General features: G+C 39.1%; 24 protein-coding genes and 3 tRNA genes. 18 read left to right on the forward strand and 9 right to left on the reverse strand.

The features are described from left to right. Positions 1 to 3: 3 nt before the first annotated feature. The gene (locus IEE83_RS29885) at positions 4 to 480 is read right to left on the reverse strand and encodes a gliding motility lipoprotein GldH (protein ID WP_194124383.1); all 477 of its coding nucleotides are present in this window, start codon (positions 478 to 480) and stop codon (positions 4 to 6) included. Positions 481 to 534: 54 nt separating this feature from the next. Beyond that, entirely contained in the window at positions 535 to 1,035 is a 501-nt protein-coding gene (locus IEE83_RS29890; protein ID WP_194124384.1) for a hypothetical protein, read from the reverse strand. 182 nt (positions 1,036 to 1,217) lie between these two features. Here IEE83_RS29890 and IEE83_RS29895 point away from each other — a divergent pair, with 182 nt between their 5' ends. Then, positions 1,218 to 2,069, forward strand: coding sequence for a sugar phosphate isomerase/epimerase family protein (locus IEE83_RS29895; RefSeq protein WP_194124385.1), 852 nt, complete (start codon positions 1,218 to 1,220; stop codon positions 2,067 to 2,069). 32 nt (positions 2,070 to 2,101) lie between these two features. After that, complete coding sequence (locus tag IEE83_RS29900; RefSeq protein ID WP_194124386.1) at positions 2,102 to 5,008, forward strand: PVC-type heme-binding CxxCH protein; 2,907 nt, start codon at positions 2,102 to 2,104, stop codon at positions 5,006 to 5,008. 19 nt (positions 5,009 to 5,027) lie between these two features. Here the strand turns inward: IEE83_RS29900 and IEE83_RS29905 are convergent, their stop codons facing one another. Continuing rightward, the gene (locus IEE83_RS29905; protein WP_194124387.1) at positions 5,028 to 5,828 is read right to left on the reverse strand and encodes a (Fe-S)-binding protein; all 801 of its coding nucleotides are present in this window, start codon (positions 5,826 to 5,828) and stop codon (positions 5,028 to 5,030) included. Between the two features lie 54 nt (positions 5,829 to 5,882). Then, entirely contained in the window at positions 5,883 to 7,229 is a 1,347-nt protein-coding gene (locus IEE83_RS29910) for a 4Fe-4S dicluster domain-containing protein (protein WP_194124388.1), read from the reverse strand. 263 nt (positions 7,230 to 7,492) lie between these two features. On the opposite strand from IEE83_RS29910, the gene IEE83_RS29915 reads away from it, so the two are divergent. From IEE83_RS29915 to IEE83_RS33230, 3 genes are all read left to right on the forward strand, one after another. Continuing rightward, a tRNA-Phe gene (locus IEE83_RS29915) sits at positions 7,493 to 7,565 on the forward strand. A gap of 120 nt (positions 7,566 to 7,685) precedes the next feature. After that, entirely contained in the window at positions 7,686 to 7,850 is a 165-nt protein-coding gene (locus IEE83_RS33095) for a VirB4 family type IV secretion/conjugal transfer ATPase (protein ID WP_228102131.1), read from the forward strand. A 254-nt stretch (positions 7,851 to 8,104) separates the two neighbouring features. Further along, entirely contained in the window at positions 8,105 to 8,206 is a 102-nt protein-coding gene (locus IEE83_RS33230; protein WP_310588638.1) for a hypothetical protein, read from the forward strand. A 7-nt stretch (positions 8,207 to 8,213) separates the two neighbouring features. Here the strand turns inward: IEE83_RS33230 and IEE83_RS29925 are convergent, their stop codons facing one another. Then, a complete protein-coding gene (locus IEE83_RS29925; RefSeq protein ID WP_194124389.1) occupies positions 8,214 to 8,789 on the reverse strand; it encodes a hypothetical protein in 576 nt (191 codons plus the stop codon). A 46-nt stretch (positions 8,790 to 8,835) separates the two neighbouring features. Then, complete coding sequence (locus IEE83_RS29930) at positions 8,836 to 9,639, reverse strand: hypothetical protein (protein WP_194124390.1); 804 nt, start codon at positions 9,637 to 9,639, stop codon at positions 8,836 to 8,838. A 167-nt stretch (positions 9,640 to 9,806) separates the two neighbouring features. Between IEE83_RS29930 and ubiE the strand changes: the two genes are divergently transcribed. The 4 genes from ubiE (at position 9,807) to IEE83_RS29950 (ending at position 11,572) form a co-directional block, all read left to right on the forward strand. Next, positions 9,807 to 10,529 carry a bifunctional demethylmenaquinone methyltransferase/2-methoxy-6-polyprenyl-1,4-benzoquinol methylase UbiE gene (gene ubiE, locus IEE83_RS29935; protein WP_194124391.1) on the forward strand — a complete coding sequence of 241 codons (723 nt, stop codon included), beginning with the start codon at positions 9,807 to 9,809 and terminating at the stop codon, positions 10,527 to 10,529. Continuing rightward, the gene (gene porT, locus IEE83_RS29940; protein ID WP_194124392.1) at positions 10,478 to 11,221 is read left to right on the forward strand and encodes a type IX secretion/gliding motility protein PorT/SprT; all 744 of its coding nucleotides are present in this window, start codon (positions 10,478 to 10,480) and stop codon (positions 11,219 to 11,221) included. Before ubiE ends, porT begins: the two co-directional genes overlap by 52 nt. A 121-nt stretch (positions 11,222 to 11,342) precedes the next feature. Further along, positions 11,343 to 11,417 (forward strand) — tRNA-Val (locus tag IEE83_RS29945). Positions 11,418 to 11,497: 80 nt separating this feature from the next. After that, positions 11,498 to 11,572, forward strand: a tRNA-Val gene (locus IEE83_RS29950). Positions 11,573 to 11,621: 49 nt separating this feature from the next. On the opposite strand, the gene IEE83_RS29955 is transcribed toward IEE83_RS29950, so the two are convergent. Next, a complete protein-coding gene (locus tag IEE83_RS29955; protein ID WP_194124393.1) occupies positions 11,622 to 12,740 on the reverse strand; it encodes a metallophosphoesterase family protein in 1,119 nt (372 codons plus the stop codon). Positions 12,741 to 12,935: 195 nt separating this feature from the next. Here IEE83_RS29955 and IEE83_RS29960 point away from each other — a divergent pair, with 195 nt between their 5' ends. The 8 genes from IEE83_RS29960 (at position 12,936) to IEE83_RS29995 (ending at position 20,316) form a co-directional block, all read left to right on the forward strand. Beyond that, entirely contained in the window at positions 12,936 to 14,903 is a 1,968-nt protein-coding gene (locus tag IEE83_RS29960; protein ID WP_228102132.1) for a heparinase II/III family protein, read from the forward strand. Beyond that, the gene (locus IEE83_RS29965) at positions 14,869 to 16,095 is read left to right on the forward strand and encodes a glycosyltransferase family 4 protein (RefSeq protein WP_194124394.1); all 1,227 of its coding nucleotides are present in this window, start codon (positions 14,869 to 14,871) and stop codon (positions 16,093 to 16,095) included. Before IEE83_RS29960 ends, IEE83_RS29965 begins: the two co-directional genes overlap by 35 nt. Positions 16,096 to 16,139: 44 nt before the next feature. Beyond that, positions 16,140 to 16,592 carry a methylglyoxal synthase gene (locus tag IEE83_RS29970; RefSeq protein WP_194124395.1) on the forward strand — a complete coding sequence of 151 codons (453 nt, stop codon included), beginning with the start codon at positions 16,140 to 16,142 and terminating at the stop codon, positions 16,590 to 16,592. A 47-nt stretch (positions 16,593 to 16,639) separates the two neighbouring features. Next, on the forward strand, positions 16,640 to 17,260 hold the full coding sequence (locus IEE83_RS29975) for a thioredoxin family protein (protein ID WP_194124396.1): 621 nt from the start codon (positions 16,640 to 16,642) through the stop codon (positions 17,258 to 17,260). 144 nt (positions 17,261 to 17,404) lie between these two features. Beyond that, a complete protein-coding gene (locus IEE83_RS29980) occupies positions 17,405 to 18,988 on the forward strand; it encodes a 4Fe-4S binding protein (protein ID WP_194124397.1) in 1,584 nt (527 codons plus the stop codon). A 12-nt stretch (positions 18,989 to 19,000) separates the two neighbouring features. Then, the gene (locus IEE83_RS29985; RefSeq protein ID WP_194124398.1) at positions 19,001 to 19,525 is read left to right on the forward strand and encodes an NADH-quinone oxidoreductase subunit J family protein; all 525 of its coding nucleotides are present in this window, start codon (positions 19,001 to 19,003) and stop codon (positions 19,523 to 19,525) included. Continuing rightward, positions 19,518 to 19,829, forward strand: coding sequence for an NADH-quinone oxidoreductase subunit NuoK (nuoK, locus tag IEE83_RS29990; protein WP_228102133.1), 312 nt, complete (start codon positions 19,518 to 19,520; stop codon positions 19,827 to 19,829). Before IEE83_RS29985 ends, nuoK begins: the two co-directional genes overlap by 8 nt. 40 nt (positions 19,830 to 19,869) lie before the next feature. Beyond that, positions 19,870 to 20,316 (forward strand): DMT family transporter, encoded by a 447-nt coding sequence (locus IEE83_RS29995; RefSeq protein WP_194124399.1) that lies wholly within the window; start codon positions 19,870 to 19,872, stop codon positions 20,314 to 20,316. Here the strand turns inward: IEE83_RS29995 and IEE83_RS30000 are convergent. Both IEE83_RS30000 and IEE83_RS30005 read right to left on the reverse strand, forming a co-directional pair. Then, positions 20,313 to 20,834 (reverse strand): DUF6265 family protein, encoded by a 522-nt coding sequence (locus IEE83_RS30000; protein WP_228102134.1) that lies wholly within the window; start codon positions 20,832 to 20,834, stop codon positions 20,313 to 20,315. The two genes, IEE83_RS29995 and IEE83_RS30000, sit on opposite strands and share 4 nt — an antisense overlap. A 144-nt stretch (positions 20,835 to 20,978) precedes the next feature. Further along, complete coding sequence (locus IEE83_RS30005; RefSeq protein ID WP_194124400.1) at positions 20,979 to 22,871, reverse strand: amidophosphoribosyltransferase; 1,893 nt, start codon at positions 22,869 to 22,871, stop codon at positions 20,979 to 20,981. A gap of 407 nt (positions 22,872 to 23,278) precedes the next feature. Between IEE83_RS30005 and recO the strand changes: the two genes are divergently transcribed. Further along, on the forward strand, positions 23,279 to 23,974 hold the full coding sequence (gene recO / locus IEE83_RS30010; RefSeq protein ID WP_194124401.1) for a DNA repair protein RecO: 696 nt from the start codon (positions 23,279 to 23,281) through the stop codon (positions 23,972 to 23,974). Positions 23,975 to 24,011: the final 37 nt, after the last annotated feature.

Here is a 24,011-nt window from a genome sequence, read left to right on the forward strand (position 1 = left end):
TGTTTACTTCTCAACTTTTTCAACACTTATACCAATTCCCATCACAAACGGCAATGGATTTTGTCGCATCGACTGGGAAAGTGTAAAAGTATAAGTACCTGATTTTGGGAATTTATAATTTGTCAGAAAAGGAATTTTATGATCAAATAAATCTCCCAAACCTTTACCAAATGGTTTTCCTGTTGTTTCATTGGAGATAAAAATCTCTTGCAGCGTTGTTGACATCAAAGTGGTGTCCGGCCCCGTGATTTTTCTTGTCAGATATAAATTATAGTAAGGATACTGCAACGTATTCCTTACCAGGTAAAATACATTATAAAGCTGCGTGCTATCTTTGATTTCAACCTTGAAAGAAGGCGTATTTTTGATAAACCACTGGCCGTCGTCAATGTCTTCGTATGCTTTGTAAACAACATTTTTGTCGCATCCTGTAAGTAAAATTACGAAAAAAAATGTGGCAAACAGTCCAAAAGTTTTCATGCAGGTATCAGTAAGTAGTTTGCAAAGCTAAGCCGCCGGATAAACCTTTCAAAACTAGGAAGCAGTTTGAGCTGAAAAATAACGACTGAGCCATGAATTGGATGCCGGCGTTTTCCAGCGTTTCATCCATTGTGCCTTGGTTGTTACCTGATTATCGAAAATTGTAGTATATGGTGTAATGATCTGTTCCGTAACGGCCTGTTTAATTTTCGGAACCGGAATGGTTTCAACATTATTGTTATCATCAAGATAGGCCAGAGAACGGTCAAAGAAATCGATATTCAACCTGCTGCCAATTTCCTGTAACCAGTGAACCGATTTATCAATAGAACAACCGCTTGGCAATTCTTTCGATTCATCCACTGCGATTACCACAAACCGGTGTTCGAAAATTTTCCCTGATGCCGTAAGCGGATGTCCGTGTGCCTCCCAATTTTCCAAAGCGGCTTTCAAAGTTTCCGTAAGAATACCAACTTCTTCATCTGTAAATTTCCGGTTAGCCTGATAAATCCAGACACGGGCTGATAAATCTATTTCACTAAAAGGGATATACATGGTGATCAGTTTATTAAATTAAAAATGTAATCTGTTGATGCGGTAAGTATTAAAACAAGTCACAGGAAAACTAAGTTCGTAATCCTGAATGCAGTCATTTCAATGCTTAATCAGCTTAACGAGATTTCTCCAACAGTATAATACAAAGTTTCTTTCTTTTTTTAGAAAAGCAAATAAATAAGATGAACCGGCGGCAAGCGATTAAAAAATCTGCATTAATGTTCGGTGCTGCGGCAGGCATGAAACTGTTCCCGACAGCAAAATCTGCCTTTAAGCTTGGGGCCTGCGACTGGTCTTTGGGCAAATCTTTATCACCTGACGCTTTTGATATTGCAAGAAAAATTGGTTTGCAAGGCGTGCAGGTTAGCTACAACACAAGCAAAGATCCAACAGGTTTATCAGATCCGAAAACGCTGGAAATGATCAGGAAAGCTTCAACGGATTCAGGAATAAAAATATCAAGTCTGGCTATTGGTGAATTAAACCGGGTACCGTATAAATCTGATCCAAGAGCCGAAGAATGGGTTTTGAAAAGTATTGATGCGGCCAAAGCGCTGGATGCCAAGGTAATATTACTGGCATTTTTTTCGGAAGGGGATTTAAGAAATGATATTTCCGGACAAAATGCAGTTATTGAAAAACTGAAAAAAGCTGCGCCTTACGCTGAGAAATCAGGTATTACATTAGGAATAGAATCTTACCTGACGGCTCAGGAACATATCCGTATTATTGACCAGATCGGATCGAAATCTGTAAAAGTTTACTACGATTTCAGAAATGCAACAGATGCAGGAAATGATGTTTTCAAAGAATTGAAAATTCTCGGTAAAGATCGGATCTGTGAACTTCACATGAAGGAAAATGGACAGCGACTGGGTGAAGGAACGCTGAACTGGCCGGAAATTGCAAAAGCGGTTAAAGATATGGGTTATGAGGGCTGGATGCAGTTGGAATGGGCAAGTCCAAAGGATGTGGATATCGTCACCTGTTATCAACACAATAAGAAATATTTGAATAAACTATTTCAATTCTGATAAATAAAATCACCTGCATTTTCTAATTAAATATGCGCCCAACGCTGATTTTTCTAACTTTTTCCGGACTTCTGCTAAGTCTGTTTTTATCATTTTCGACGGATAAAGATTCAACTGATTATGGATTGATAAAAACTAAAAATCCTCTAAAAAGTCTGGCTGGTGATACATCAAAACTTTACACACCTGATGATCTGGAAGCGACGCTTTGGGCAGAGGCACCGATGTTCAATAATCCCACGAATATGGATGTGGACGCAAAAGGAAGAATCTGGATTACCGAAGCCGTTAATTACCGCGATTTCAATACAAAACCTGCCGAAAGATTATCCCACAAACAAAAGGGCGACCGGGTGATGATTCTGGAAGATACAGATGGTGATGGAAAGGCTGATAATTCAAAAGTTTTTGTAGAAGATTCTTTGTTGACGGCACCGCTGGGAATTGCTGTAATCGGCAATAAAGTTATCGTTTCCTGCGCTCCGAATTTGTTGATTTATACGGATGATAATGGTGATGACAAACCGGACAGACGGGAAGTTTTTCTGACAGGTTTTGGTGGTTTTGATCATGATCATTCCTTGCATTCTCTGGTTGTTGGTCCGGATGGTTTGTGGTATTTCAACACGGGAAATGCCGGTCCGCATATGGTCAAGGACAAAAGTGGCTGGATGCTCAGAAGCGGAAGTTTGTATACCGGAGGAACGCCTTATAATTTGAAAAATGAGGGGAATATGAAATCTGACGATGGCCGGATTTGGGTAGGAGGGCTGGCTTTGAGAATTAATCCGGATGGCACAGGACTGAAAGTAGTCGGCCATAATTTTCGTAACAGTTATGAAGTTTGCATGGATAGCTACGGAAATCGCTGGCAGAATGATAATGATGATCAGGTAATTACGTGCCGCACTTCTTACTTGCCGGAATATGGAAACGCAGGATATTTTTCGTCGGATGGAACAAGATTCTGGCAGGCAGATCGGCGTCCCGGACAAGATATTTTTACAGCGCATTGGCATCAGGAAGATCCGGGCGTGATGCCGGCTGGCGATAATACCGGAGCGGGTTCACCAACTGGAATTATGTTTTATGAAGGAGATGGTTTAGGGCCTCAATACAGAGGCATGTTACTAAGTTGTGAGGCAGGAAGAAATGTTATTTTTGCTTATAAACCGGAAAAAAACGGAGCAGGATTTGATTTGAAAAGAAAAAATCTGATCAGTTCTTTTTCCCAGGCTTCGGAGAAATATGAATGGTTTGAGACCGATAATGATACCAGAAAATGGTTTCGGCCTTCGGATATTGTAGCGGGCACGGACGGAGCATTATACATCGCCGACTGGTATGATCCGATTGTGGGCGGCCATGCGATGAAAGATAAAAAAGGATACGGTCGGATTTTCAGGATTACACCCAAAAATAAAAAACCAGTCGCTCCAAAACTTGATTTTACGACAACGGAAGGTTTGATTGAAATACTAAAAAATCCTGCTGTCAATGTCAGAGCAGTGGCTTTTGACTTATTGAAAAAGAAAGGTGATACCGCTGTTGAGCCAGTTAAAATACTTTTAAAATCTGAAAATCCCTATCATTCGGCAAGGGCAATATGGTTATTGGCACAGTTGGGAGAAAAAGGAAAAGCGGAAGTTGAAACTTTGTTAAAAAGTCAGAATGCGGCTTTAAGATTGAATGCTTATCGCGCACTCAGGGCCACAAATTCAGATATTTTGTCTTATGCAAAACAACTGGCAGCAGATCCTGATGCCGCAGTTCAAGCTGAGGTTGCGACTTCTTTAAGAGATATTCCTTTTTCACAATCAAAAGAAATTATTCGCCAGCTTTTAAAACAGTATGACGGAAAAGATCCGTGGTTACTGGAAGCAATTGGAACCGTTTCAGAACGGAAGGAAATGGAAGTTTATACTTTGGTTAAGGAAATTTATCCGGAGGAACCAAAATCCTGGAAAGCGCAGGAATTAAATCTTATCTGGCGATTACATCCGGTTGCAGCTGTTAATGATTTGAAATTACGGGCCGAGGCTGCAAGTATTTTAAAATCGGAGCGTAAAAAATCTGTGACTGCCCTGGCGTTTATTCGTGATAAAAAAGCAGCGGTGGCAATGCTTGAATTATCGAAATCCAAACTTCCGGATGTGTCTTCAGATGCTACATGGTGGCTGAATTTTAGAAAAACCAATGACTGGGCCGATTTGCTGGATTGGAAATCTTTTGAATCGGGTACAACTGCACCAGTTAATCAGAAAATGGTAACTTTAAAAAGAACGCTTTCTGATGAGAAACAATCTTTAACAGCAAGAATTTCTTCGGCAAAACAAATGGCGCTGGATCCGTCCGGCGGTGATATGTTGATTGAAATGAGAGTTCAGGGAAAACTTCCGGATACGATTGCGAAATCAGTGAGTGAATTAATTTTCAAAAACCCAAGTCAAAACGTGCGGACGGTCGGCAGTCAGTTTTTTCCACGAAACGGAAAAGTGATGAAGGTTGATTTTATTAACCGGATGACCGCAAATCCTGAAAACGGCAAAAAAATATTTATTACCAACTGTGCAGTTTGTCACAGACACGGTGAAGACGGAGGAGAAATTGGTCCGGATCTTACCAAAATTCATGAAAAATTTGACAAAACTTCCTTGCTTGACGCGATCATAAATCCGTCGGCCAATATTGTTTTTGGTTACGAAGCCTATGCTGTTACTACGAAAAAAGGAGAATCCTATTTCGGATTTTTATTAAGTGACGGGAATAATGTAGTACTGAAAGATGTTGCAGGAACAAAATATGTGATTAAGTCAACAGATATCAAAAAGCGCGAAAAACTTCCTAACTCGTTAATGCCAGAACCCATTAATCTGGGTTTAGACGAACAGGCACTGGCAGACATTACGGGTTATTTGTTAAGTTTTCAAAAACAATAAGCGATGTGAAAAACTGAAATTATAGTCCCTCGGCCTGTGCAATCAGTTCTGCGAGATCAAAAACTTTAACCGTATCTTCTTTTTCCTTGTTTTTAACGCCATCCGTCATCATGACCATGCAAAATGGGCAGGCAACAGCAATTGTTGTTGCGCCAGTTTCAATGGCTTCTTCAATACGCTCTATGTTGATATCTTTCTTGCCGGCTTCGGGTTCTTTAAACATTTGTCCGCCACCTGCGCCGCAGCAAAGTCCTTTGGTTTTGCAACGTTTCATTTCAACCAGATCAGCATCTAACGCTTCCAAAACATGGCGAGGTGCCTCGTAAATGCCATTTGCCCTTCCTAGATAACAGGAATCATGAAAAGTTATTTTGCGGCCTTTGAAAGTTTCCCCACCTTCAATTCTGACTCTGCCTTCGTTGATTAATTGCTGCAAATATTCGGAATGGTGAACTACATCATAATTTCCACCAAGTTCGGGATATTCGTTTTTAAGCGTATTAAAACAATGAGGACAGGCCGTTACTATCTTTTTTACACCATACATATCCAGAACCTGAATATTGGACATGGCCAGCATTTGAAAAGTGAATTCATTACCGGCACGACGAGCAGGATCGCCGGTGCAGCTTTCCTCCGTTCCCAAGACCGCAAATTTCACACCTGCTTTGTTTAATATTTTTACAAAAGCTACCGTCACTTTTTTATAGCGATCGTCAAAAGAACCGGCACAGCCAACCCAGAAAAGCACTTCCGGCATTTCATGATTAGCCGCCATTTCGGCCATGGTTGGAACTTTGTATGTTATTATTTCACTCATTGATTCTGAAATTTTTGATAGATTTAATTGGGAATCGATTTTAAGCAAATAAACTTAAACTTCATTTCTCAATTTATCAGCCCAGTTGAAACGATCTCCCGGCGAGAATTTCCATGGTGCCTGATTGGTATCCAGATTCTGAAACATTGAATTCCATGCGCTGGGTGCCTGTGCTTCATCCATGATTTTGTAACGGCGCAATTGAAGAATTATATCCAGCGGATTAATGAGGATCGGACATTCCTGTACACAGGCATTACAGGTTGTACAGGCCAGAATTTCTTCATTGCTGATATAATCGCCCATCAGACTTTTTCCGTCGTCGACAAAATTTCCGTTGTTTGCCTGCATATTCCTGCCAATATCTTCCAGTCTGTCGCGCGTATCCATCATGATCTTGCGGGGAGACAATTTCTTGCCGGTGATGTTAGCCGGACAAGCTTCCGTGCATCGCCCACATTCTGTACATGAATATGCATCCATCAGATTTTTCCAGCTTAAATCAGGCACATCCTTCGCTCCAAAACGTTCTGGAATGGCATTTTCTTCACCGTTGGTTGCTGTCGCTTCTGTTAAACCCAGCATGATTTTTACCTCTTTGGTAATATCCGGCATGTTATTCATTTCTCCTTTTGGTGTCAAACGGGCGAAATAAGTATTTGGAAATGCCAGTGCTATATGTAAATGTTTCGAGTAAGTTACATAAACTGCAAAAGTGAAAATGCCAAGAATATGAAACCACCAGGCAAACCGCTCATAAATTATCAGTGAAGTTTCATTCCAGTTTGCAAAGAGAGGTTTTAAAAACTGACTGAAAGCAAAGTTACCAGTGCGGGTATAGTGATGACTTCCCATTTCCTGCAAAACTGTATCAGCCGCGTTCATAGTCAAGATGGCAACCATCAAAACGATTTCAAAAAGTAGAATGATTTTTCCATCAAGCTGCGGCCAGCCATTCATTTCTCTATGACGGAAAGGTTGAAATCTTTCAACTTTTAAAAGCGTACGACGAATTAAAAATATAGTGCAGGTTACCAAAACACCGACTGCAAGAAATTCAAAAAAGCCAATTAAAAAAGTATAAAACGAGCCCAGAAAAGGAGCGAAAAGTCTGTGTTTCCCCAGGATTCCGTCAAGCACAATTTCCAATACTTCAATGTTAATCAACAGAAATCCTGCATAAACGACAAAATGCATAACGCCGATAAGCGGCCTGTCAAACATCTTTTTTTGTCCAAATGCAATGCGAAGCATAGTAGCGAAACGCACCGCAGGCTGATCTGTTCGATCTTCATCACGCCCTAACAAGATGGTATTTCGAATGAGACTGGCCCGTTTAAAAACCAACCAGCCGACAATTCCAAGAATTGCTAAAAATATGATTTGCTGGATTATTGCCATAAAATTCGGTTTTACTGCATCAATAACGGTATTTCTTTAAATTAGTATGCAAGCATACTAAAAACAAATATGGTAAAAATGTAATTAGCATCAAGTTTTTAAAAATAAATAATTTTTTTTAGTTAGTTAAGTTAAAGAAAATCAGAGTTCTAAGCTTTAATGAAGATAAAGTGAAGAAATTTTTTCCAAATTATTTTCCAAAATAATTTGGAAAAACAAATCGTAATTCTACCTTTGCAGTCCCAAAGGGAACGAGTTGAGCTGGTGATGTAGCTCAGTCGGTAGAGCAAAGGACTGAAAATCCTTGTGTCGGCGGTTCGATTCCGTCCATCACCACAGGATCCTGTTAGAAGAAATTCTAGCAGGATTTTTTGTTTTAGCGCAATCGATATTTGAATTAATTTTTTGTGCCTCCCATAGTTATTTGTTAACTTGTTGATATAAAATATAAAAGCAATGGTATTCATACTTAAAAAGGGCCAACGTCTCGACGAGATTCTGCCTCAGGGTTCATTGCCTAAAGGTAAAAAGAGGCTCAATGCGAAAAAATATGTTGGAATGCTAAATTTAAAAGAAGATCCGTTAGAAATTCAAAAGCGGATCCGTGATGAGTGGGAGTAAGATTCTGATTGATACGAATATCGCTCTTTACTTATTTAAAGGAGACAAAAATCTAGGTTTAATTTTGCAGGATGTCGAGACTTATGTTTCTTTATTAATGAACTCGAACTTTTGGGATACAAGGGAATTACTTTGAAGGAAGAAACCTGGGTTGAATTATTTTTGGAAGAATGTATAATTATTGACCTTAATCTGGCATCAAAGAAATCACAAAACAAATCCGCCGTAATTACGCGTTAAAATTACCAGACGCCATTGTAGCTGCCACAGCTATCTTTCTCGATGTTCCACTTCTTTCAGCTGATAAGCAATTTGGACAGGTTTCAGATTTAACATTTGTTCTATATGAGCCTTGATTAGGTTCTACTTCCCAAAAATTCTCCCGTCCGTCACCTCACCCCGATGCTCCTCCAAAAAATCACAAAATAACTTTATCTGAATTTCCTGTACGGAAAAATCTATCGTTTGATCATAATTCTCCTGATACACATCCTGGAAATCTGTAATTACATAGCGCAAGGTTCTGATTCCTTTTGAGCGTAAGGCGGGCAGGTAAAAATTTTGATGACTATGTTCAAATTTGCCGGGCTGGTAGTTATTGGTCGTTTTTATATCGACTGCCAGCGTTTTTCCAATTACATCTACATAGCCATATAACAAAACATTATCAAGCTGATGTTCGCAATAAACCTGCGTTTTCATCATAGGCCGTGGTAATAATGCACGGACTTTGTCGAGTATTTCCGCGTCAAAAGTATTTTCATTAACACCTTTTATTACCGCTTCTTCGAAAGATGATCCTTTCGCCTGGGATTCTGTCTGCGGAATCGGGACGCGATTGATCCGGTTCAGAAAATCGGTTTTTTCAATATAACCTTTCTGATAACGATCAAAAAGATTTAGTAATGTTGGATATAACTTGTATTCAATTGAGGCCAAGGGATGAAAATTAAGCGGATAAAAAATTTTGTATAAAATTAAGATTTCAGCGTCTTCTCTTTTTCTGATTGCCGCTGAATTTATATGTCATTGACAGTGCCAGAAAACTGAATTTATCATTAGGCGATTTGCTGTAAGAATCTGCTTCTTCGGGATTAATCAAACGCATACCGGAAGTGGCGTCTACCTTATCACTACGCACAAAATAAAAATGATAATCAAAACCGAAGATGAGTTTTTCGAACAATTTATAATCAAACGAAGCTCCGATTGGAATAATTCGCTCATTCGTTTTTTTGATTCCCCATTTTCCGTGTGGCTTTCCCCAGCGTAAAAAAAGTGGATTTCTGGCACTCGTTTTGCTATTCGTAAATCGTAACAAGTTGTTTGTTTTAATATCAAAAGCATTGGCGCTAAACATCATTAACCCCAATCCGGCATAAAGGTTTATATTAAATTCTCCATCATTATTTGGAACAAATTGTTCGGTCAAATTCCATTTTGCCAGTAATTCTATGGCGTTATATTCATTGATAAAATAAGAATTAAAAAAAGAAACTTCTTGTCCGCCAAGTTTTCCCATAGAATATTCCAGGCTGAGAGAAAGCGTTTTGTTAAAGGCTCTGTTGACTTCTACACCATACATTGCCGGCATATCCTGCTGCCCCAATTCACCGTAAAATTGGGTTAGCCCACCCCGAATAGTTAGAGAATAAGGTGAGATCGTTTTTTGTCTGGAATGGCCATGTTTGTATTTTTCATACGCATCTTTCCAGGCGCTTCTGTACTGAGCATTTGCCGTAAAGGATATAGAAATAAATACAATTAATTGTAAAAATTTGCGAATCATGTGCAGTAAGTGTGCGTGGTATTGAAACAAATATAAAACTATCGTGATTTTTATTCTGGTGTTCCGGTTTAAAATCAATGCTTTATGCAAACTTTACATATATGCAGCAAAACGATAACCAATAAATATCTGTTAGTTTTGTAATTCTAATTTTATGAAAATCGAAAATGAGTGTAGTACCCTATAAAGACAAGGACGGCAGCAAGCGTGAACAGGTAGCGGAAATGTTTGATAACATTTCGCCAAAATATGATTTATTGAATCACGTACTAAGCGGTGGTGTAGACATTTACTGGCGTAAACGTGCGATAAAATTGCTGAAAAAACAGCAGCCAAAAGTGATCCTGGATATTGCAACTGGTACGGGTGATTTTGCCATTGAGGCACTTTCTCTTAATCCTGAAAAAATTTATGGCGTCGACATTTCGGAAGGAATGCTTGCGGTAGGACGTGAGAAAATCGCCAAACTTGGAAAGCAGGATATCATCACTTTACAAAGCGGAGACTCGGAAAGTTTGTCTTTTGAGAACAATTATTTCGACGCTGTGATCGTTTCGTTTGGAGTACGTAATTATCAGAATCTGTTGGCGGGATTGACGGAAATGAATCGCGTTATGAAGCCGGGCGGAACTTGTGTTGTTGTTGAATTTTCGAAACCACGTTCGTTCCCTTTCAAACAGTTTTACAATTTTTATTTTAAATATATATTACCAACGATAGGTAAGACCGTCTCAAAGGACAGTTCAGCTTACACCTACCTTCCTGAATCCGTTCAGGCATTTCCGGATGGGGAGGCTTTTCTTGAAATTTATAAAAAAGCAGGTTTTAAAAATACCAAATGCATACCATTAACCTTCGGGATTTGCTCCATTTATACAGGACAAAAATAATTATCAGTTTCGCTATCCTGTGTGTTGTATCACAGGAAGTTAAGGCGCAGGGACAAGGTTATGTACGCCGGCATTTGGAATATTATGACGACAAACCGATCCATTACGGTATCTTGTTTGCTATGCCATTTACAAGTTACAACATCCGTCATAGCGATGCATTTGTTCCCGGCGATTCTGCTTATCTGATCCAGTCGCCGATGAAAACGGCTTTTCGGATGGGTTTTATAATCAATGCTTATCTGAATGAACGTTTTGACATCCGGACAACACCGTCGGTTTCTCTTTACGAACGGCAGATCAAGTATAGCTATCCGAATAGTCCTGATAAAATTGATAAGCGGGAATCTACTTGGCTTGAAATTCCATTGCTCGTAAAATATAAATCCAAAAGACGGGTCAATACACGTATGTATATGATTGCGGGTGTGACGCTCGGACTTGAAACCAATGTGAAAAAAAGTACAGCCGGAACAGGAAGTTCAGGAGGTCGGCTTGATACGCAAACATCCGATTTTACACTTGATTATGGTGTAGGTTATGAGCGGTTTTTTGAGTTTTTCAAATTTGCTCCTGAATTAAGATTTTCAACAGGTTTAAAAAATGTTCTGAACCCGTCAAAAAATTCAAGTGCCGTGGGAATTGGTAAACTTACCACTCATACGGTGACTTTATATTTAAATTTTGAATAAACAGAATTCTGATTATCAGTTCATTGGAAAATATATTTAAAAAAGTTAAAATTTTTTCAATGGATAATTTGGATAAAGAAAATCAGTCCTGCATATTTGCACTCCCGAATGATGACAAGAGGGGCTCTTAGCTCAGTTGGTTCAGAGCACCTGCCTTACAAGCAGGGGGTCGCTGGTTCGAATCCAGCAGGGCCCACAAGAAAACGAGTTAGCAATAACTCGTTTTACTTTTTCTCAGAAAGTTGAAAAAAAGGTTATTATTTTGAATTCCCGAAAGGGCTCTTAGCTCAGTTGGTTCAGAGCACCTGCCTTACAAGCAGGGGGTCGCTGGTTCGAATCCAGCAGGGCCCACAATAAAAAAGCAAATCAGAAATGATTTGCTTTTTTGTTTTAACACCAGTTAAAGATGAAGTTCAAATTCATCTGCCAGCGAAGCCTTCATGGTATTATCCATTTTTTCTTCGTGTGGAATCGTATAATATTGTCCTTTCAAAGTTAACCCGGTACCTCTTTTTTCGATGGCGATTTTTAGAAAGCCATGTTTATCTCCACAATAAGTTTCCAGGTTTACACTTTCAAATAAATCGATTTCGTTGGTAAAGCGCTTATCGTCTTTTAAAGCCACAGGATGAAGTTCATCATATCCTCCGGCGCCAGCAACGATAAAAGGGATTTTTAATCCATCTTTATATTCTTTTGTGAACCGTTGGTAATTGTGCACATGGCCGCTGAAAACAATATCTGGTCTGACGCCCGTTTCTTCAAATATTTCCTCTAAAAGTGTGATCATCCGAAGGCTTGAACCATGATTTATATCGGCGGAATAAGGCGCATGATGTAAACATAAAATCAATGCCTTGTCTGGCCTTTCCTTATTGGCTGATATAAGTTCTTCTTTAAACCACTTTTGCTGATCAGGGGTAATTACTCCAAACTTGGGCACATTACCGTGCAAGCCAATAATATTTGCCAGCGGCGCTTTCAATGTCCAGTAAACGTTAGGCTGAATCATACTTTTTCGGTCAACTCCACCACCGAAACTAATATCTCTGGATTCTGAATCACAAAAGACAGCTTTAAATGCGTCCAGACTTTTATAGGGCGTAGCGTTTGGATTTACGTCACTATCGTGATTTCCGGCAATAGCAAATATTGGTCCGGGATATTTTTCGTAAGGTTCAAAAAACTGAGTATAGTAGCGGCTGGCTTCGCCAAAACTGTAAACAACATCGCCCAGATGAAATAAGAATTGCGGGCGCTCCGATTCATCAGTTTCATATTGTCGGCCCATTTCACTCGCTACCAAATGCTGAAACGTTGGTCTGCCAATACTTCCCGTATCGCCCAGCATATGGAAAATTGTTTTTTCAGTATTGACGTCCGGAATTATTTTCTCTAATGCTAATCGGTAAGGATACTTGCCGGAAGGAGAGGGTAAGGGCTGAAATTTATAGGTATCGTCAGGTTGATCTTTCTTTAAAACCGGCGTTGAATATCGGGGAGAGGTATTGGAAATCATGATCACAAATTAAAACCAAAAATACAATTGGGTATTAAGGTACAGTTAAATTTAAAATTGAGGGGCATTGATATCCTTTTACCCGTTACTTTTTGCCTGCGTCTTATTCCAATATAATGAAAATGAAATTTAAACCAATTTACGTCCAGTTTGTTGTTTTTCATTTTATCAGTGCTCAGCCTTATACACACTATCATGAAACAAATGCGCCAAAGTCTGAAAATTGCCTTTTCCGCAGTGTCAGATGTTTTCCAATTTGTTCAGCATATGGGTTGGCGTTATACTGGCTTTCGGATTTGGTATGAACTTCAACGAAGAACAGGAATACTAAAAATTCGATTTCCTACAAATCCTCGGCAGAAAACAATCACACCTGAAGGATGGCGGAATTATCCGGTTGCGTTTTTCTTCCCGGGTACATTTCAGGAGCTAAAACATCAGGATTATCGTGCACTTTCGAAACGCGTTGAAAAGATTCATCAAAACCAATTTTTATATTTTAATTCGAAATTTTATACCGTTCCGGATTGGCTCACAAATCCTGAAAATGGATTTCAATATGACATTTCAAAACACTGGACAGAAATTCCTGATTTCTCGGAGAAAACCGGAGACATCAAGTACGTCTGGGAAAAATCCCGTTTCACTTTTCTGTATGATCTGATCCGTTACGATCATCATTTTGAAAGAGATCAATCTAAAACTGTTTTTACACAAATGGAAAGTTGGATTGACAATAATCCTGTAAATCAAGGTCCCAACTGGCGATGCAGCCAGGAAATTACACTTCGCGTTTTAAACTGGACTTTTGCTTTGCAGTATTATAAAAAGTCGCCAATTCTGATCGATTCGCTTCTCTCAAAAATTCTTAACAGTATTCATCAACAGATGCGCCATGTTGCGGAAAATATTCATTTTTCACGTATTGCGGTAAGAAATAATCATGCGCTTACTGAAACGTTGGGTTTATATCTGATCGGGCTATTATACCCATTTTTTGATGAAAGCCGCGAATGGAAGAGAAATGGGAAGAAATGGTTTGAAGAGGAAATAGCTTATCAGATTTATGATGACGGCACCTTTCTTCAATTTTCCATGAACTATCACCGCGTCGTCGTTCAATTATTAACATGGGCAATTCAGCTGGCGCATTTTAATTATGAATCCTGGGATGAAGTTGTATATGACCGTGCAAGAAAATCTTTGAAATTTCTTCAAACTTGTCAGGATACTAAAACTGGCTGGTTGCCAAATTATGGCAATAATGATGGCGCTTTATTTTTCCCTTTAACGGATTGTCATTTCCGGGATTACCGGCCGCAATTAATGGCTTTGGCGACAGTTCTTGGAGAAAAACACAATTACAACAATGGCCAATGGAAAGAGGAAAGTATATGGCTTGGTTTAAATCCCAACATCACAGAAGAAAAAACTTCACCAGAAGATTTTAAAATTTTTGCCTTTCCTAATAGCGGTTATTATGTTTTAAGAGATCAAAATATAATCACATTTCTTCGTTGCGGAAGTTACCAAAACAGGCCTTTTCAGTCGGATAACTTACATCTTGATGTCTGGGTCGACGGCGAAAATATTTTGCGTGATGCCGGATCTTATCAATATAACACAGATCAAAAATGGACGAATTACTTTTCAAGAACGGCATCGCATAACACTGTGATGCTGGGAAATAATGACCAGATGCGAAGAGGCAAAAGATTTATCTGGTATGACTGGATTAAAAAAAGCGAAGGAAACTGGAAGGAAGAAAACGGTGCAGTAGTTTTTGAAGGTTGGTTTGAGGGATTTAAAAAGTTAGGGAAAGGGATAATTCACAGGCGAAAAGTCACGAAACAAAAAGGCGAGCAGCACTGGATTATTGAAGACTGGATTGAAAATGCACCAAAAGGAATTTTGATGCATCAGATCTGGCATCCGTATCCCACATTTTTTGAAATATTTAGAATTAGCGCTTTTTCTAAAAACGGCAAGAAAATTAAATTATCCAAACCCGAAGGCTGGTATTCTGATACTTATGGAGAAAAAGAACGGGCGTATAGAATTGATTTTTGTACAACAGAGCGATATATCAAAACAGAAATCAGTTTAAAAATTTCAAAGGAAATCGGCGATGCGCATTTTGTTAATACATCAGTTTTTCCTTGAAGATCATGAAGGCGGCGGTTCCCGGTGGAATGAAATGAGCCGAATATGGACTGAGAGAGGTCATGAAATTACAGTTCTTGCTGGGATGACGCATTACATGGGAAATACTAAATCTCATTACGACGGAAAATATTTTCATATTTCAACAAACCGGGATTCTGTAAATGTGATCCGTTGTCATGTTTGTACAGGCGATAAAAGTTTTGCCAGCAGGATATGGTCTTTTCTCTCATTTGTTGCTTCTGGAATCCTGGTGGGAATATTCATCACAAAAGAAAAATATGACATCATTATTGTCACCTCTCCTCCGCTGTTTGTTGGATTGATTGCGATTTTTTTGAGCTGGTGGAAGAATATTCCTTTTGTTTTTGAAGTCCGTGATCTTTGGCCGGAATCTGCCATTGATACCGGCGTTTTGAAAAATAAATACCTGATTCGTTTTTCATTCTGGTTTGAAAAATTGATGTATCGAAAAGCGAAAGGAATTTGTGTTTTAACACCCGCTTTTCAGGAGATTTTGATCAGAGAGAAAAACATCAATCCGGATAAAATTATTTGTATTCCGAACGGAGCAGATTTTATTTTTTCTGACAAATTACTCACTTCTTTTGATTCAGTTTCTTTTCGTAAAATCCATAATCTTGAAGATAAACTGATTATAACCTACGTTGGAGCACATGGAATTGCCAATCATCTGACTCAGGTTTTGAAAACGGCAGAATTATTGATGGATACCAATGTAATTTTTTTACTCATTGGAAATGGTCCGGAAAAATCAGATTTGGTTGAAGAGGCAAAACGTAAAAAACTTACCAATGTCCGTTTCATCGATTCTGTGTCCAAAAGTGAAGTCTTTAAATATATTCTGGCTTCTGATATCGGAACATCGGTTTTGAAGAAAGCGGATATTTTCAAAACCATTTATTCAAATAAAACTTTTGATTATTTGTCCTGTAAAAAGCCTGTTTTAATGGCCATTGATGGGATTTCAAGACAATTAATTGAGGAAGCCAATGCAGGGTTATTTGTTGAACCGGAAAATCCGGAAAATTTTGCCGATAAGATCAGATTTTATTTGGATAATCCTGACATCGTTAGACGGCAAGGAGATAATGGTTATGCCTATGTTAAAAATCATTTCGACCGGGAAGTTTTGGCTAAGGTGTATTTGAATTATATTCGGGATCTTTGAAATGTTATTGATTTCAAATCTACCTTTGATAAACCGAATTTTAAATGTCACATATCAGAAAAATAGCCTCCAGCAAACGCATAGCCATGGTTGCGCATGATAACCGGAAGGCTGAATTGCTGGACTGGGCAACCGCAAATCGTGCGTTATTATCCCAAAACATTTTATACGCCACGGGGACTACGGGAAGATTACTGGAAACGTTGTTGAACCAGCCCGTAACGTTGCTTTTGAGCGGCCCGCTTGGCGGCGATCAGCAGGTTGGTTCTATGATCGCCGAGGAAAAAATTGATTTACTGATTTTTTTCTGGGATCCTATGTCGGCCCAACCGCATGATCCGGATGTGAAAGCGTTGCTGCGCTTATGCGTTGTATGGAATATTCCGGTTGCCTCCAATCGTGCTACGGCAGATTTTTTATTTACATCTCCATTAATGAATGAAGATTATTTTGCCGAACAGACGGATTATAGTAAATATTTGAACCGTGTTGTCTGAACTGAAATGAGCAGGTTAGGGTTTTTTCTTTGTACAAAAATACGCTCATGAAGAACTTGTCAGATTTATTTCAAAGCGGAATTGAGAGAACAATTTATTCTTATTCCGATTATATGTTATTGATGGAATTGGTTGTAATGGAACAAAGAACAACAGGGCCAAAACAATCCGAAGATTTAAACCATTATACAAAGTTGAATTTGCATAGGATGCAGCGTTTGAACAAAACTGTTGTCTTAAGTGAAAGTTTGAAAGTTGCGATAAACCAAATCCAGTTTCCTCAAACCTGGTATGTTTTGACGGAAGCCTGGTGTGGAGATGCAGCGCAAAATATTCCCGTATTGGCGGCTATTGCAAAATTAAATCCGTTAATTGATCTTCAACTTATTTTAAGAGATGAGAATCCTGATGTGATGGATGAATATCTCACCAACGGCGGACGTTCTATTCCAAAATTGATTGCAGTTGATGGAGAATTCAATGAGATTTTCAATTGGGGACCACGGCCAGCCGGCGCTCAGCGTATGATGGAGTTATACAAGGAGAATCCTGATAAGCCGTTTAAAGAATTTGCCGAGGATATTCACAAATGGTATTCGGTCGATAAAACATTATCCGTGCAAAAAGAATTGTTGGGCTTATTGGAAGGTGTTTCTGTTGAAAAGTAAGTTTTTTAATAGATTACTCTATCTTTGCAATAGGCTTATTTTCGGATTTCCCGGATGTAGTAACGAATTGAAAATTGAGACCTGCTAACGTTGTCGACTTACTTTAAAAACATATCGGAAGGAATCAGTACCACTTTAACGGGTATGAAACTGACGTTACGCCATTTATTTGAGGCGAGAACGCGTCGGTCTAATAATGATATCCGTTCGAATAATTTCTATGATTTGCAGGATGGTATGGTTACCATTCAATATCCTCAGGAAACAATTCCTATTCCGGATAATGGCCGTTATCGTCTGCACAATGAAATGGACGACTGCATTGTCTGTGATAAATGCGTAAAGGTTTGTCCGGTCGATTGTATTGAAATTGAGCCTATTAAAGCAATTGAAGAAGTGGGTCGCGCTTCGGACGGTTCGCCGATACGTCTTTATGCGGCGAAATTTGATATTGATATGGCGAAGTGCTGCTACTGCGGACTTTGTACAACGGTTTGTCCGACGGAATGTCTTACGATGACGAAGACTTTCGATTACAGCGAAATGGATATCCGGGATATGGTCTATAATTTCGGAAACCTGACAGCTGACGAAGCACAGGAAAAACGAGATTTACTTGAACAATTCCAAAAAGAAAAAGAAGCATTAAAGGCAGCACAAAAACCTGCTGTTCCTTCGGAAGTAATGGCAAAAGCGCCTGCTGCACGCCCTGCTTTCAAACCAACAATCAAGCCAAAACAGGAAGAAGTTGCTGCAAAAGAGGAGTCCGCGGAAGTGGAAACGCCAAAGCCAAAACCAGTATTCCAGCGAAGAATACCTGCTCCGGTAGAAGCAAAATCTGAAAGTGATGTAACACCGGAAGAAATTGTTGAAAAACCGGCCGCTAAATTGCCTTTCAAACCTTCTATGAAACCTAAGGTTGAACCTTCGGAAGTAAAAGAAGAAACTAATACAGAAGCGGATGAAACTCCGAAAGCGAAACCAGCTTTCAGGCCATCTATGAAACCCAAAACAGAAACGGCTTCCGAAGCTGAATCTAAGGTTTCGAATTCAGAAGAAACTGCTCAGGCAAAACCAGCTTTCCGCCCAACTATGAAGCCGAAGCCGGTGATGGAGTCAGAGGAATTGGTATCTGGTGAAGAAGTGAAGAGTGAGGAGGTAAAAGCCAAACCAGCGTTTCGCCCTACAATGAAACCAAAGATTGAGGAAACTCCACCTGCTGAAATAACACCTGAAATTTCCGCAGAACCAGTTGCTCCAAAACCAGCTTTCAAACCAACAATGAAGCCAAAAGCTCCTGTTCCAGAAACTCCGGAAGCAGCGGTTGAAAAGGGTGAAAATGAAGAAATAAAAGCCAAATCAGCGTTTCGTCCCACGATGAAACCAAAGGTTGAGGAAACTCCGTCTGCTGAAATAACACCTGAAATTTCAGAAGAACCAGTTGCTCCCAAACCGGCTTTCAGACCAACAATGAAGCCAAAAGCTCCTGCTTCTGAAACTCCGGAAGCAATGGGTGAAAAGGTAGAAAATCAAGACGTAAAAGCAAAGCCGGCGTTTCGTCCCACAATGAAACCAAAGGTTGAGCCGCCGGTTTCAGAGATGCCTGAGATTAAAATTGAAAATAAAACAGAGCAGGATATAACAGAGCCAAAAGAGGAAACTCCAAAGCCTAAACCGGCATTTCGACCGACCATGAAGCCGAAGCCAAAATCACCTGATCAGGAATAACTTATTGAACAAATGGAAATAGCGGCTTTTTATGCTTTCTCGGGATTGGCGATCGTAGCAGCGCTTTTTATATTGTTTTCAAAAAACCTTATTTATGCGGCTTTTGCCTTATTCCTGACATTTCTGGGTGTTGCCGCATTGTACGTGCTGGCGGGAGCAGATTTTCTGGCCGTGACGCAAATTATGGTTTATGTTGGTGGAATTCTGGTACTGCTGATTTTTGGTATCATGCTTACCCAACAGGCAGACAGAACAGCAGTCTCTTCAACACCAAACCGGGTGATGGTATCCATAACCAGACAATTTTCTGGGTTTATCGTCGGAGCAGGTTTGTTTGGTTTTCTTTCCTACGTTATTGCAACCTCAAATTTCAAAATGACGGGAGAAACAAATATTTCCCGGTCAACTTTAAAAACCATTGGTGTTGAATTGATGACAAGCCATCTTTTGCCTTTTGAAATCGCCGCTATACTTTTACTGGTTGCATTAATTGGCGCCGCTTATCTTGCCTTAAACAGAAATCCCGCTCATGATTAATATTCCGGTAGAACATTATCTGATTGTTGCAGCCGCGTTATTCAGCATCGGCCTGGCAATAGCCATTACCAAACAACATTTAATTGGTATTTTACTGGGTATTGAATTGATGCTGAATGCCGTCAATATTAATCTGATTGCGTTTAGTCGACATGATCCCGAAAGAATCGGGGGGCAGCTTTTTGCTCTTTTTGTGATTGTGGTTGCGGCTGCGGAAGTTACGGTTGCCCTGGCAATTATTCTTCGCGTTTACGGTCATTTCCGTTCCGTAGATCCGGATAAGATCAATCAATTGAAGAAATAAAAGAGATTAATTTGAAAACAAATCTATACCTGCCACGTTTATGAATTGGTTGTTCCTGGCGCTGGCCTTTATGATCGGAATGGCAAATACATTGCAGTCTGGTGTGAATGCACAGCTTCGTGTAGCTTTGGGAAATCCTTTGATGGCTGCAATTACTTCATTCAGCTTCGGACTTTTCGTTTTACTGGTAGCCTTTCCTTTTTTCAATCAAAATCCGATACCAACCTTAGCAACCTTCCGGGAAGTAAGTTTGTGGAAATATGCCGGTGGATTCCTGGGTGCTTTTTATGTTGTAACGGTTATTTTTATTGTGAAGGATATCGGCCCGGCTAATTTGATCTGTTTGGTAATAGCCGGACAAATGTTAGCCGCAATGGTCATCGACCACTACGGCTTGCAAGGTTTTGCAGTACATCCAATCAGTTTCGCCAGAATTTGTGGCGGAATATTGCTAATCGCGGGCGTTTATCTGATCCTGAAAAATTAAGGAATACGGTTAAAAACAAATAAATCCATAAATTCCCACTTATTATTTTCCAGTTTCCCTCTTCTGATCACCAGCTGATTTTGCGTTCTTCTTTCATAAATAATACGAACAGAAATGTCATCTTTTTCAAAAAGAGCCTGATTTTTCTTTGCTTCAATAAAATTATAAGTATCCGAAACTTCCTTTTCTTCTAAGGAAATCATGCCCGGTTTGAAATGTTTCACATGCGCAACAGGTCCTTTTTCTGTTTGTTCAAAAGCAAATAATTCATACAATGTAGCTTTTCCATCTTTCACCATACGGATAAATCCAACGATATTATCTCCTTCCGGAGCCGTCCATGAAGCTTCGATGGTTCCGCCATTATAGTTTCCTTTCCAGCGTCCGTCCAGAAAGTTGATATCTTTCAGACTTCCTGTGGTTGTGGGAGTCTGGGCATTCACTGAGAAACAAGTCAGCGCGAAAACAATTAGAAAAGATAAAATTTTACTAAAACTGAATTTGTTGAGATGAGTCATATGGATTTAGGTTTTATTAAAATGCCAAATTAGAAGTTATTTTTCAATTTAATCGAATCGCATTAGCATATTAATGTTTTGAACAAAAAAATAACCGCCCAAACTTCGGGCGGTTATCACAAAATATAATAAGAAATTCTTCTATTAGTAAGCTCTTTCCAGCTTGCCTTCGTGCGAATTTGCAAATGCTTTATTTACTACTTTATTTCCACCCGGTGTTGGATAATTTCCTGTAAAATACCAGTCACCCACATGGTTTGGACAAGCTTTATGAAGATTATCAACCGTTTGGAAAATCACAGAAAGCTCAGCATTCAGATCTTTCGGACGAATAATTTCAGCAATTGAATTTGAAATTTCTTCATCTGTAAAAGGATCATAAAGTGCTTTTACGTAATTCGTATGGAATGAATTCTTCGTTGCGATCGAAGCCACAGCCTGTGTGTAAACTTCTTCGATTAAATCCTCCATGTTACGGTCTTCCAGTAATTTCAACACCGCTCTGAAAGCAACAAAGTCCTTCATTTTCGACATGTCAATACCATAACAATCTGGGAAACGGATTTGCGGAGCAGACGATACAACAACAATTTTCTTAGGCTGCAATCTGTCAAGCATTGTTAAAATACTCTTCTCTAACGTAGTACCACGAACAACAGAATCGTCGATAATCACCACAGTATCAACGCCTTTCCGAACTACTTCAAATGTTGTATCGTACACATTTGAAACCATATCATCACGAAGTGCATCAGCCGTAATAAACGTTCTGGATTTTACATCTTTCGTTACAAGCTTTTCAATACGTGGACGGAAAGAAAGTACTTTTTCAAGGTCAGCTTCAAAAAGAATTCCGTCCATAATAGCCTGTTTCCTTTTCTTTGCAAGATATTCTTCCAGACCTTCAATCATTCCTAAAAATGCTGTTTCAGCAGTATTTGGAATATATGAGAAAATCGTGTTTTCAAGATCGTAATTGATCTCTTTCAGGATCTGCGGGATCAATAATTTACCAAGCTGCTTGCGCTCGTAGTAAATATCCGGATCAGTTCCTCTTGAAAAATAAATACGCTCAAAACTACATGAACGTTTTTCTAAACGAGGTAAAATCGGGAATTCGTTATATTCTCCGTTTTTATCGATTATAAGTGCAGAACCAGGTGTAATTTCCTGAATCTGAGAATATTCAACATTAAATGCAGCCTTAATCGCTTGTTTTTCAGAAGCAACTACAACCACTTCGTCATCAGCATAATAAAAAGCAGGACGAATTCCGGCCGGGTCACGAATTACAAAAGAAGCTCCATAACCCGTCAAACCACACATTGCGTATCCACCGTCAAAATCACGGCAAGATCTATATAGAAGTCTCTGTAAATCAATATTTTCTTCGATCACATCCGATAAAGTCGGATTTTCATAAATTCCTTTGAAGCGATCGAAGACACGTTGGTTTTCCTCATCAAGGAAATGTCCAATTTTTTCCATTACAGTAACGGTGTCAACTTTCTCTTTTGGATGCTGGCCCAATGATACCAGTTTGCCAAAAAGTTCATCAACGTTAGTCATGTTAAAATTCCCAGCCATAACCAGATTCCGGCTTCTCCAGTTACTCTGACGTAACATTGGATGACAGTTTTCTACTTCATTGGTGCCATGCGTTCCGTAACGCAAATGTCCCAGCCAAACTTCTCCGGTAAATGCAAGATTTTCCTGTAACCATTTGGCATCTGTAATACGTTCTTTATTATTCTTCAGTCCTTTCCTGAATTTCTTGTGAATTTTCGAGAAAATGTCGGTAAGTGGCTGAGGTTCTACTGATCTGTAACGGCTGATATAGCGTTTTCCAGGTGGTACATCGATTTTGATGTTGGCAACTCCGGCTCCATCTTGTCCCCGGTTAACCTGTTTTTCCATCATTACTGAAAGCTTGTGCACGGCATATAGCGGCGTGTCGTACTTGTCAATGTAGTATTGAAATGGCTTTCTTAGACGGATAAGTGCTATTCCGCACTCATGCTTTATGGCGTCGCTCATGAGAAGAATAATGAGTTAGAAATATGAACATTTGCTGGCTGCAAATCTTATTCCTTTTTTAATAATTTGTTAACGAACGAAAATCGTCGTTAGTTCGTAAACCCAGAATAAAGGTACAAATCCTTTCTCTTAAAAAACTTCTAATGTGTAGGATTTTTTATTGTTGTGACGATAATTAGATGGCAGAAGTATCCTGAAAGATGAAGACAGCTACAAGGAGCTATGATTATGAAAAGATTAACACTATTTATTTATATATTAAGGGAGTAACGACTAATTGAAACCCATGAAAAAGTTTTTAAATTTTTTTAAATATTTTCTTAATACTAGGATAATATTTCACCCAGACATAGAATTTATTCTGTTGCAAAGCTGAGTTTCATTCGCGAAAAGTATAAACATAAAGCATGTTACACAAAACCAGAGGTATTGCCCTGAATTATATCCGTTATCGTGAATCTTCCATTATTGCGAAGGTTTACACGGAAGCCTTTGGGATTCAGAGTTATATTGTAAATGGTGTAAGAAACAGCAAATCGAAAACCAATCGAGTCGCACTTTTTCAGCCACTTACATTACTGGATATGGTTGTTTATCAAAAAAGTAAGGAGGCAACTATTCATCGGATTTCAGAGCTTAAATGTTACGCTCCGTTTCAAAGTTTGCCATATGATGTTTTCAAATCGAGCCTTGCATTGTTTGTGACTGAAATTTTAGGGAAAACATTGAGGGAAGAAGAGCCGAATGAGCCGCTATTTCAATTTATCGAAGATTCGGTTATGTATCTGGACGAAGCGGAAGATGGATTTGAGAATTTTCATATTCAGTTTTTACTGCAATATGCGTCATATCTTGGATTTGGCGTAGAGACGATTGAAGATCTGGAAAGTGAATTGAAAGAAAATCATTTTCCGCAAATTGCTGATGCCAGAGAATTGAATGCAACGGAATATTTGCTGCATAATCCATACGGAATTTCGGTGGCTCTTGATCGTACCAGACGGGTTGATATCCTTGAAAAACTGATTTTCTTCTATAAAATTCACATGGATTCTCTTGGTGAAATTCGTTCCTTGGAAGTTTTGAGAGAGGTTTTGAAATAATTATTCAAAATTAACAGGAGCTATCAAAACCACATTG

Source organism: Dyadobacter subterraneus, from assembly GCF_015221875.1.
In the GTDB taxonomy this organism is placed as follows: domain Bacteria; phylum Bacteroidota; class Bacteroidia; order Cytophagales; family Spirosomataceae; genus Dyadobacter; species Dyadobacter subterraneus.

Coding starts and splice junctions, on each gene's coding strand:
- IEE83_RS29985 (WP_194124398.1), top strand. CDS start 19,001: ATGGAAATAGCGGCTTTTTATGCTTTCTCGGGATTGGCGATCGTAGCA.
- IEE83_RS29885 (WP_194124383.1), bottom strand. CDS start 480: ATGAAAACTTTTGGACTGTTTGCCACATTTTTTTTCGTAATTTTACTT.
- IEE83_RS30000 (WP_228102134.1), bottom strand. CDS start 20,834: ATGACTCATCTCAACAAATTCAGTTTTAGTAAAATTTTATCTTTTCTA.
- IEE83_RS29955 (WP_194124393.1), bottom strand. CDS start 12,740: ATGATTTCCAATACCTCTCCCCGATATTCAACGCCGGTTTTAAAGAAA.
- IEE83_RS29960 (WP_228102132.1), top strand. CDS start 12,936: ATGAAACAAATGCGCCAAAGTCTGAAAATTGCCTTTTCCGCAGTGTCA.
- recO (WP_194124401.1), top strand. CDS start 23,279: ATGTTACACAAAACCAGAGGTATTGCCCTGAATTATATCCGTTATCGT.
- IEE83_RS29930 (WP_194124390.1), bottom strand. CDS start 9,639: ATGATTCGCAAATTTTTACAATTAATTGTATTTATTTCTATATCCTTT.
- IEE83_RS33095 (WP_228102131.1), top strand. CDS start 7,686: ATGGTATTCATACTTAAAAAGGGCCAACGTCTCGACGAGATTCTGCCT.
- ubiE (WP_194124391.1), top strand. CDS start 9,807: ATGAGTGTAGTACCCTATAAAGACAAGGACGGCAGCAAGCGTGAACAG.
- IEE83_RS29890 (WP_194124384.1), bottom strand. CDS start 1,035: ATGTATATCCCTTTTAGTGAAATAGATTTATCAGCCCGTGTCTGGATT.
- nuoK (WP_228102133.1), top strand. CDS start 19,518: ATGATTAATATTCCGGTAGAACATTATCTGATTGTTGCAGCCGCGTTA.
- IEE83_RS30005 (WP_194124400.1), bottom strand. CDS start 22,871: ATGAGCGACGCCATAAAGCATGAGTGCGGAATAGCACTTATCCGTCTA.
- IEE83_RS29995 (WP_194124399.1), top strand. CDS start 19,870: ATGAATTGGTTGTTCCTGGCGCTGGCCTTTATGATCGGAATGGCAAAT.
- IEE83_RS29965 (WP_194124394.1), top strand. CDS start 14,869: ATGCGCATTTTGTTAATACATCAGTTTTTCCTTGAAGATCATGAAGGC.
- IEE83_RS29905 (WP_194124387.1), bottom strand. CDS start 5,828: ATGAGTGAAATAATAACATACAAAGTTCCAACCATGGCCGAAATGGCG.
- IEE83_RS29975 (WP_194124396.1), top strand. CDS start 16,640: ATGAAGAACTTGTCAGATTTATTTCAAAGCGGAATTGAGAGAACAATT.
- porT (WP_194124392.1), top strand. CDS start 10,478: ATGCATACCATTAACCTTCGGGATTTGCTCCATTTATACAGGACAAAA.
- IEE83_RS29895 (WP_194124385.1), top strand. CDS start 1,218: ATGAACCGGCGGCAAGCGATTAAAAAATCTGCATTAATGTTCGGTGCT.
- IEE83_RS29970 (WP_194124395.1), top strand. CDS start 16,140: ATGTCACATATCAGAAAAATAGCCTCCAGCAAACGCATAGCCATGGTT.
- IEE83_RS29910 (WP_194124388.1), bottom strand. CDS start 7,229: ATGGCAATAATCCAGCAAATCATATTTTTAGCAATTCTTGGAATTGTC.
- IEE83_RS29980 (WP_194124397.1), top strand. CDS start 17,405: ATGAAACTGACGTTACGCCATTTATTTGAGGCGAGAACGCGTCGGTCT.
- IEE83_RS29900 (WP_194124386.1), top strand. CDS start 2,102: ATGCGCCCAACGCTGATTTTTCTAACTTTTTCCGGACTTCTGCTAAGT.